General features: G+C 65.4%; 1 protein-coding gene. It reads left to right on the top strand.

Annotated elements, in window-relative coordinates; genetic code table 11:
- The coding region (locus ACL02S_RS24165) for an AMP-binding protein (protein WP_412804792.1) at positions 1 to 601 on the top strand (601 nt) is incomplete at both ends.

The following is a 601-nucleotide window of genomic DNA, read 5'->3' on the forward strand; positions in this document are numbered from 1 at the left end:
TGGATCCGCAGCAGATCGCGGTGCGTTATCAGGGCCGTTCGATCACCTACCGAGAGTTGGATGAGTATTCCTCGCGGTTGGCGCGGGTGCTCATCAGTCGTGGGGTGGGGCCGGAGCGGATCGTGGCGTTGGCGTTGCCGCGTTCGTATGAGATGGTCGCGGCGTTCTGGGCGGTGGCCAAGGCCGGTGGTGCGCATGTGCCGATCGATCCGACCTATCCGCTGGAGCGGATCCGGCATATGGTCACCGATTCCGGGGCGATCCTCGGCATCACCGCCGACCGGTACGCCGAGCAGCTCCCGGGCGAGGTCGAATGGTTGCGTATCGATGCCGATGGGTTCGCCGCGCAGGTCGCCGCGCAGTCCGCCGAGCAGGTCACCGATGCCGACCGGGTTACCGCGTTGGCGATGCGGCATCCGGCGTATGTGATCTACACCTCCGGGTCGACCGGTCTGCCCAAGGGCGTCACTGTCACCCACGCGGGTCTGGGTGGTTTGGTGGATGTGGCCACCGACCTGTATCAGTTGCGGCCGCAGCATCGGTTCCTGCATATCTGCTCGCCGAGTTTCGATCCGTCGGTGTTGGAGTGGTTGTGCACCGC

Origin of the sequence: Nocardia spongicola, assembly GCF_047200775.1 — a bacterium.
Lineage (GTDB): Bacteria > Actinomycetota > Actinomycetes > Mycobacteriales > Mycobacteriaceae > Nocardia.